Origin of the sequence: Streptomyces sp. NPDC006309 (assembly GCF_040613095.1) — a bacterium.
Taxonomy (GTDB): Bacteria; Actinomycetota; Actinomycetes; order Streptomycetales; family Streptomycetaceae; genus Streptomyces.
Genome location: NZ_JBEXRO010000006.1, coordinates 293851 through 301699 on the forward strand (window position 1 = coordinate 293851; position 7849 = coordinate 301699).

6 protein-coding genes are annotated in these 7849 nt (G+C 73.3%); 1 reads left to right on the forward strand and 5 read right to left on the reverse strand.

The window, feature by feature from the left end; translation table 11 throughout:
- Positions 1–72: 72 nt before the first annotated feature.
- Positions 73–1971 (reverse strand): AMP-dependent synthetase/ligase, encoded by a 1899-nt coding sequence (locus tag ABZ117_RS12185; RefSeq protein WP_356819835.1) that lies wholly within the window; start codon positions 1969–1971, stop codon positions 73–75.
- Positions 1972–2121: 150 nt separating this feature from the next.
- Between ABZ117_RS12185 and ABZ117_RS12190 the strand changes: the two genes are divergently transcribed.
- Positions 2122–2355, forward strand: coding sequence for a DUF6480 family protein (locus ABZ117_RS12190; RefSeq protein WP_356819837.1), 234 nt, complete (start codon positions 2122–2124; stop codon positions 2353–2355).
- Positions 2356–2379: 24 nt separating this feature from the next.
- Here ABZ117_RS12190 and ABZ117_RS12195 read toward each other — a convergent pair whose 3' ends face one another.
- The 4 genes from ABZ117_RS12195 to ABZ117_RS12210 form a co-directional block, all read right to left on the reverse strand.
- The gene (locus ABZ117_RS12195; RefSeq protein WP_356819838.1) at positions 2380–3468 is read right to left on the reverse strand and encodes a glutamate--cysteine ligase; all 1089 of its coding nucleotides are present in this window, start codon (positions 3466–3468) and stop codon (positions 2380–2382) included.
- Positions 3469–3563: 95 nt separating this feature from the next.
- On the reverse strand, positions 3564–5759 hold the full coding sequence (glgB, locus tag ABZ117_RS12200; RefSeq protein ID WP_356819840.1) for a 1,4-alpha-glucan branching enzyme: 2196 nt from the start codon (positions 5757–5759) through the stop codon (positions 3564–3566).
- Between the two features lie 3 nt (positions 5760–5762).
- Entirely contained in the window at positions 5763–7127 is a 1365-nt protein-coding gene (locus ABZ117_RS12205) for a maltokinase (RefSeq protein ID WP_356819842.1), read from the reverse strand.
- A gap of 29 nt (positions 7128–7156) precedes the next feature.
- Positions 7157–7849: alpha-glucosidase C-terminal domain-containing protein (locus ABZ117_RS12210; protein ID WP_356819844.1), on the reverse strand; the 693-nt coding region annotated here is incomplete at its 5' end.

The window sequence follows — 7849 nt, forward strand, 5'->3', positions numbered from 1 at the left end:
CTGCGCTCGGGTTCCCCGAGCCGGGCAGGCTATCCGCCCCCCTTGGCACAGCGGTCCCGGCGATGCGCGTGCTCAGCGGAAGACGTCGTCCGGCTCGTCCCAGTCGGCCGTCTCCACCGGGCCCCGCCGCCCCCGGGAGCGCGCCTGGTACATGGCCTCGATCTCGGCCGCGTAGTGCCGCACGACGGCGGCCCGGCGCAGCTTGAGGGACGGCGTGAGCAGGCCGTTCTCCGGTGCGAACGGTTCCTGGAGGACGCGGTGGACCCGGATGGACTCGGCGCGGGACACCGCGCTGTTGGCGGAGGCGACGGCCCGTGAGATCTCCTCCCGCAGCGCGTTCTCCTCCCGCGCCTCCCGGCCCGTGACGTCCCCCTGGATCCGCAGCGCGGCCCGCCAGTGCGCGAGGAAGTCCGGATCCAGCGTGATGAGGGCGCCGACGCAGGGCCGGTCGTCGCCGATCACCACGGCCTGGTGGACCAGCGGATGCCGGCGCAGCCGCTGCTCCAGCAGGGCCGGGGCCACACTCTTGCCGCCGCTGGTGACGATGATGTCCTTCTTGCGCCCGGTGATCGTCAGATAGCCCTCGGGGTCCAGCCGCCCGATGTCCCCGGTGGCCAGCCAGCCGCCGCGCAGCGCGTCCCGCGTCGCCCTCTCGTCACCGATGTAGCCCTGGAACACCGACGGCCCGCGCACCAGGATCTCGCCGTCGTCCGCCACCAGGACGTCGGTGCCCGGCAGGGGGCGGCCCACCGTGCCGGACTTCTCCCTCCCCAGCGGCTGCATGGTGATCCCGCCGCCGGACTCGGTGAGCCCGTACCCGTCGTGGACGTACACGCCGATGCCCTCGTAGAACAGGGACAGACCGCGGTCGAGCGAGGAGCCTCCGGAGGTGCCGCGCACCACCCGGCCGCCGAGCGCCGCCCGCAGCCGGCGGTAGACCGTCCGCTCGTACAGGGCGTGTTGCAGCCTCAGGTCGAACCCCGGGCCCGGCCCGGTGCCCAGCCGCCGGCGCTCCTCGGCCTCGGCGAAGTCCCGCGCGGTCTGCGCGGCCCGCTCGAACAGGGCGCCCCGGCCCGCCTGTTCCGCGGCCCGCAGGAAGTTCTTGTACAGCTTCTCGAACACCGACGGCACGCCGTACAGGTACGTCGGCCGGAACGTGGCCAGCGCCGACGCCAGCGCCGCCTCGGTCGGCTCCGGCTCGTGCCCCAGCAGGATCCCGCCGCGCACGCAGGTCAGCATGATCATGATTCCGTAGACGTGGGAGAACGGCAGGAAGGCCAGGACGGCCGCCTGTTCGCCCGCCGGAGCGGCGGTGTGGCCCCAGCCGGCCAGCAGGGTGTCGCAGGGGTGAGCCAGTGCGCGGTGGCTCAGCGCGCAGCCCATCGGACGGCCCGAGGTGCCCGAGGTGTAGACGACGGCCGCCGTGGCGTCGGGCAGCACGATCCGGCGCAGCGACTCCACGGTCGTGTACGGCACCACCGCGCCCCGCTCGGCCAGCGCGGACAGCGCGCCCGCGTCCAGCTGCCAGACGTGCCGCAGCAGCGGGAGCCGGGCGCACACGGTGCCGATGGTCATGACACCCTGCTCGTCCTCCACCACCACGGCCACGCAGCCCGCGTCCCGCAGCATCCACTCGACCTGCTCGCGGGAGGCGGCCGGGTGGATCGGCACGACCTCGGCGGCCACGGCCCACAGCGCGTGGGCGAACACCGTCCACTCGTACCGGGTGCGGGCCATCACGGCCACCCGGTGGCCGGGCGAGACGCCGGCGGCGATCAGGCCCTTGGCCACGTCGACCACCTCGTCCCGCACCTCGACCGCCGTCAGCTCCTCCCAACCGGTCGCGGCGGGGTGCGCGCGGCGCGCGAGCATCGGCAGGGTGGGGTTCCGGTCCGCCGTCTCGAAGACACTGTCGGCGAGGCCGCCGGTGAGCGGCGGGCTGACGGCTGGAGCGAGGGCGACGTTCCGCATGCGCTGCTCCTGGGTGTACGGAGGGTCACTCCGCCGACCGGCTCGGTGTCGGCGGTGCTCGAATGTAGCCCAGGTGAGCGCGTTCGGTGCCGGGAACGGGTAAGTCGTGATCGGCTGATGATCCGGTCGTGTTCTGGGGACTCGTACGGCATGAGCCATGTGAACCCCGATCCGGAACCCGAGCGTACGACCGGACTCGAGCCAGGCGGGGGAGTTCCGCCCGGCGAGACCCCGCCCGCCGAGAGCAGCATGCCCGAGGCCGGGCCCCGCCAGCCGAACGCCCGGCGCAGAGGCTGGGCCAAGGCTCCGCTGACCCTGATCCTCCTGCTGGTCGTGCTGATCGCGGCCTTCTTCCTGGTCTACGCCCTGGTGCTGATCCTCTGACCGGCACCTTCGGCCCAGGGTGCCTCAGCCCTGGGTCCGGCGTACGCACTCGGTGACGACGTCCCGCAGGCTGCCGGTGCGCTCCAGCAGCGCCCGCTGCTCGCGGGCGCCGTTGCCGTGCCGCAGCAGGCCGGCGACGGCCTGTTCGGCGCGGTCCGCGTCACCGACGGCGGCGAGCGCGTCCCCGGTGTGCTCCAGCAGTGAGCGCAGCACCTCGGCGGCGGGCCGGGGCCGCAGGGTCACCGGGTCGAGCAGGTCCTGGTCGAGGCCGAAGCGGGCGGCCTGCCAGTCGGCGAGCCGCAGCAGGCTCACGCTGTGGTCGAGCGGCGGCCGGCCGGCCCGCCAGTCCCGGGCGGCGGTCTCCACCAGGCCCCGGGTCAGCGTGGCGATCAGCACGGCGGTCTCTGCGTTCAGGCACACGTCCGACACGCGGATCTCCACCGTCGGGTAGGCCGCGGACAGCCGGGCGCTGAAGTAGACCATGCCCTCGTCGAGTACGGCCCCGGTGGCCACCATGTCCGCCACCCGCCGGTGGTATCGCTCGGGGGAGCCGAACAGCTCGGTCGGCCCGGCAGACGGCCAGCGCTCCCACACCCGGCTGCGGTAGCTGTGGTAGTCGCTGTCCCGGCCCTGCCAGAACGGCGAGTTCGCGCTGATCGCGCGGAGGACCGGCAGCCACGGCCGGATCCGGTCGAGGACCGCCACGCCCTCCTCGTCGGACTCCACCGACACATGGACATGACAGCCGCACACGAGCTGCTCCCGGGTGGGCACCCCGTACCGCTCGGCCAGCCACCGGTAGCGCTCGTTCATGCTGAGGGAGGGACTCACCGGCAGCGGGGAACTGGCGAGCGCCGCGACCGCGCAGCCGATCTGCCCGGCGTGCCGGGCCGCCTCCTTGCGGCAGCGCACGATCTCGTCGCCGAGGGCCGTCATGTCCGACTGCGGATGCGTGGCGAACTCCAGCATCTGCCCGAACAGTTCCTTCTCGAACACGTCCTGACCGGGATCGTCCTGGGCGGCGCGGGCGAGCACGGGCGCCGCGAGCGCCTTGGGGTCGCCGCTGTCCGGGTCGACCAGGAGGAGTTCCTCCTCCACTCCGACGGTGCGCACGTGGTGCCGCCCTTCTGTCCGTGCCGCAAGGGGCAGTCGTGGGTCTGTACGACCCCGACTGCCCCCTCACCCGGCCGGCGACACCTGCGCGGCGTTCAGCCCCCGGGGCCCAGCCAGACGGTGGCGAGCGGCGGCAGCGTCAGCTCCAGGAACCCGTCCCCGGGCTTGACCGGCCCCTCGGTGCCGACCCCGCCGCCGCCGTAGCGGACGCCGTCGGTGTTCAGCACCTCCCGCCAGGCGGGGACCTCGTCGGGCACCCACAGGCGGTAGCCGTGCCGGACGACGGGGGAGAAGTTCGACACGGTCAGCAGCGGGGCGCCGTCGTCCGCGAACCGCAGGAACGCCAGGACGTTGTCGTCCGCGGCGTCGCACAGCACCCACCGGAAGCCGCCCGGGTCGGTGTCCCGCTGCCACAGCGCCGGGGTCCGCCGGTACACCGTGTTCAGGTCCCGCACCAGGTCCTGTACGCCCCGGTGGTCGCCGGCGGAGTGGTAGTCGTCGCCGAGCAGCCACCACTCGGGGCCGTGCGCCTCGTTCCACTCCGCCCCCTGGGCGAACTCCTGCCCCATGAACAGCAGCTGTTTGCCCGGGTGGGCCCACATGAAGCCGAGGTAGGCGCGGTGGTTGGCGCGCCGCTGCCACCAGTCGCCCGGCATCTTCGACACCAGGGCCTGCTTGCCGTGGACGACCTCGTCGTGGGAGATGGGCAGGACGTAGTTCTCGCTGTAGGCGTACACCATCGAGAAGGTCATCTCGTTGTGGTGGTACCTGCGGTGCACCGGCTCCTTCTGGATGTACTCCAGCGAGTCGTGCATCCAGCCCATGTTCCACTTCAGCCCGAACCCGAGGCCGCCGCTGTCCGTCGGCCGGGTCACCCCCTCCCAGGCGGTGGACTCCTCGGCGATGGTCACCACTCCCGGGCAGCGCCGGTACACCGTGGCGTTCATCTCCTGGAGGAAGGCCACCGCGTCCAGGTCCTCCCGCCCGCCGAACACGTTCGGCTCCCACTGGCCGGATTCGCGCGAGTAGTCGAGGTAGAGCATGGAGGCCACGGCGTCCACGCGCAGCCCGTCGATGTGGAACTCCTCGCACCAGTAGACCGCGTTCGCCACCAGGAAGTTGCGCACCTCGGTCCGCCCGAAGTCGAACTCGTACGTCCCCCAGTCCGGATGCTCGGCCCGCCGGGAGTCCCCGGGCTCGTACAGGGGCTCCCCGTCGAACCGGGCCAGCGCCCAGTCGTCCTTGGGGAAGTGCGCCGGCACCCAGTCCATGATCACGCCGAGGCCGGCCCGGTGACAGGCGTCCACGAAGTACCGGAAGTCGTCCGGCGAGCCGAGCCGGGGCGTCGGCGCGTAGTAGGAGGTGACCTGGTAACCCCAGGAACCGTCGAAGGGGTACCCGGCCACCGGCATCAGCTCCACGTGCGTGAAGCCCATGTCGCGGGCGTAGGCCGGGAGTTCCTCAGCGAGCCGGCGGTAGTCCAGACCGGGCCGCCAGGAGGGCAGATGCACCTCGTACACCGAGAACGGCGCCTGGTGCACCGGGATGTCACCGCGGTGCGTCATCCACTCCGCGTCGCCCCACTCGTACCGCGAGGACGTCACCACCGACGCGGTGTCCGGCGGCACCTCCGTGAGCCTGGCCATCGGGTCGGCCTTCAGGAACCGGTGGCCGTGGCGGGAGGTGATCTCGAACTTGTACCGGGTGCCCTCGCCCACACCGGGCAGGAACAGCTCCCACACCCCGGACGCGCCGAGCGACCGCATCGGGTACTGCGTGCCGTCCCAGTACGTGAAGTCACCGGCCACCCGCACCCCCTGGGCGTTCGGCGCCCACACGGTGAAGCGGGTGCCGGCCACGCCCTGGTGGACCATGGGCTCGGCCCCGAGCGCCCGCCACAGCTGCTCGTGCCGGCCCTCCCGCAGCAGATGCAGGTCCAGCTCGCCGAGGGCGGGCAGGAAGCGGTACGGGTCGTGCACCTCCTGCTCCCCGTCGTCGTACGCCACCAGCAGCGTGTACGAGGGGATCCCGGAGCCGGGCAGGACGGCCGCGAAGAGGCCGTCACCCTCGGACGTCAGCGCGGTGCGCGTCCCGCCGGCCAGGACGCTCACCGTCCGGGCGTTCGGGCGCAGCGCCCGGACCAGGGTGCCGCCCGGCACCGGGTGGGCACCCAGCAGGGCGTGCGGATCGTGGTGCGCGCCGGCCAGCAGCCGGCCGCGGTCGGCGGGGTCCAGCGCGGCGGGCGGCCTCGGGCCCGCGGCCTCGGGAGGCGTCGTGTCACGCAGTGCCATGGGTCAGCCTCCCCACACGGCGAGCCGCTTGATCGCCGCCATCGGTACCGGCAGCCAGTCCGGTCGGTGTCTTGCCTCGTACAGCACCTCGTACACCGCCCTGTCCGTCTCGTGCGCGCGCAGCAGCGCGTGCTTCTTGCGTGGGTCCCAGCCCGCGCGGGCCGCGTAGCCCGCGCAGAACGCCTCCCGGCAGCGGCGCGCCCACTCGGGTCGCCAGGGGCGGCGCTGCCGGGCCGCGTAGTCGAAGGAGCGCAGCATCCCGGCGACATCGCGCACCGGGGACTGCGGGGCCCGCCGCTCGGTGAGCGGGCGGGAGGGTTCACCCTCGAAGTCGATGACGAACCAGTCGCGGCCGGCCCGCAGCACCTGCCCCAGGTGCAGGTCGCCGTGGATGCGCTGGGCGGGCGGGCCGGTGTCGCACGTGGCGAGCGCCCCGAACGCGGCCCGCAGGCCGGGGACGAAGGGCGCCAGCGCGGGCACGGCGTGCGCGGCGGCGTCCAGCCGCGCGCACATCGCCTCGGCCGTACGGCCGTTCTCGCCCGGTCCGGCCGACGGGAACGCCCCGGCCAGCGCCAGGTGCACCTCGGCCATCGCCCGGCCCAGCGCACGGGCCTCGGCGGTGAAGTCGTCGCCCGCGGCGAGCGCGCGCAGCGCCAGCGTCCAGCCGTCGGTGGCGTCCGGCAGGAACGGCTGGAGCACCCCGAGGGTGGCCGGGCGCGGGGCGCTGGTGGTGAACCAGGCCACCGGCGGGGGCACCCGGGTGCAGCCCTGCCCGGCCAGCGCGGCCGACACCTCCAGGTCCGGGTTGACTCCCGGCTGGATCCGGCGGAACACCTTCAGGATGTAGGCGTCGCCGTACACGATCGAGGAGTTGGACTGCTCGGCGTCCAGCAGCCGTGGCGGCAGCCCGCCGGGCACATGGGCGGCCGGGTCCGTCTCGAACCGCAGGGGGCCCGCCGTGCCGGGTTGCCGCAGCCGCTCCAGCAGCAGATGGGCCGCGCGCGGGTCGTGCAGCGCGTCGTACACCGCGAGCCCGGCCAGCGGCCCCTCCAGCGCCCGCCCGATGAACGCCCGCTCCAGGCGGGGGGCGAGGTTCGGGCGCAGGCCCAGCAGCAGCTGGTAGCAGTCACCGGGCGGGGGAGTGCCGCCGGGGGCCGGCACCGGCGCGTGCGAGGCGTGCACCAGCAGGTGCAGGCAGCCCGGGAACAGCTCCGTCACGGACAGCACCGACAGGTCGGTGACCGGCCGGTCCTTGCCCGCGAACCAGCGTTGCCTCGGCAACCACTCGCGCAGCAGCGCGCCGAGCGAGACCAGGGGGCCGTCGACGCCGACGGCGGTTCTCGGTCGGGGAGTGATGGTCTTCGGCATGGTGACGCGTCCTTTCCTCGGCGCCGGGATCAGCGGCGGCGGCCGATGCGGGATGCGACTCGGGTGAGCCGGAACCAGTAGAAGCCGTGGCCCTGGAGGGTGAGCAGGTACGGCAGTTCGCCGATGGCGGGGAAACGCACCCCGCCGATGAGCTCGACCGGGTGCCGGCCGTCGTAGGCCCGCAGGTCGAGTTCGGTGGGCTGGGCGAAGCGGGAGAAGTTGTTCACGCACAGCACCAGGTCGTCGCCGTACTCCCGCAGGAACGCCAGCACCGCCGGGTTGGAGGAGGGGAGTTCCGTGAACGAGCCGAGTCCGAAGGCGGGGTTCTGCTTGCGGATCTCGATCATGCGGCGCGTCCAGTGCAGCAGGCTGGACGGGGACGACATGGAGGCCTCGACGTTGGTGACCTGGTAGCCGTGGACCGGGTCCATGATCGTGGGGAGGTAGAGGCGGCCCGGGTCGCAGGAGGAGAAGCCGGCGTTGCGGTCGGGGGTCCACTGCATGGGGGTGCGGACCGCGTCGCGGTCACCGAGCCAGATGTTGTCGCCCATGCCGATCTCGTCGCCGTAGTAGAGGATCGGCGAGCCGGGCAGGGACAGCAGCAGGGCGGTGAACAGCTCGATCTGGTTGCGGTCGTTGTCGAGCAGGGGGGCGAGGCGGCGGCGGATGCCGATGTTGGCGCGCATCCGCGGGTCCTTGGCGTACTCGGCCCACATGTAGTC

Bases quoted from the DNA above. Each gene is read 5' to 3' on its own strand.
- ABZ117_RS12185 (WP_356819835.1), bottom strand. From the start codon at position 1,971: ATGCGGAACGTCGCCCTCGCTCCAGCCGTCAGCCCGCCGCTCACCGGC.
- ABZ117_RS12190 (WP_356819837.1), top strand. From the start codon at position 2,122: ATGAGCCATGTGAACCCCGATCCGGAACCCGAGCGTACGACCGGACTC.
- glgB (WP_356819840.1), bottom strand. From the start codon at position 5,759: ATGGCACTGCGTGACACGACGCCTCCCGAGGCCGCGGGCCCGAGGCCG.
- ABZ117_RS12205 (WP_356819842.1), bottom strand. From the start codon at position 7,127: ATGCCGAAGACCATCACTCCCCGACCGAGAACCGCCGTCGGCGTCGAC.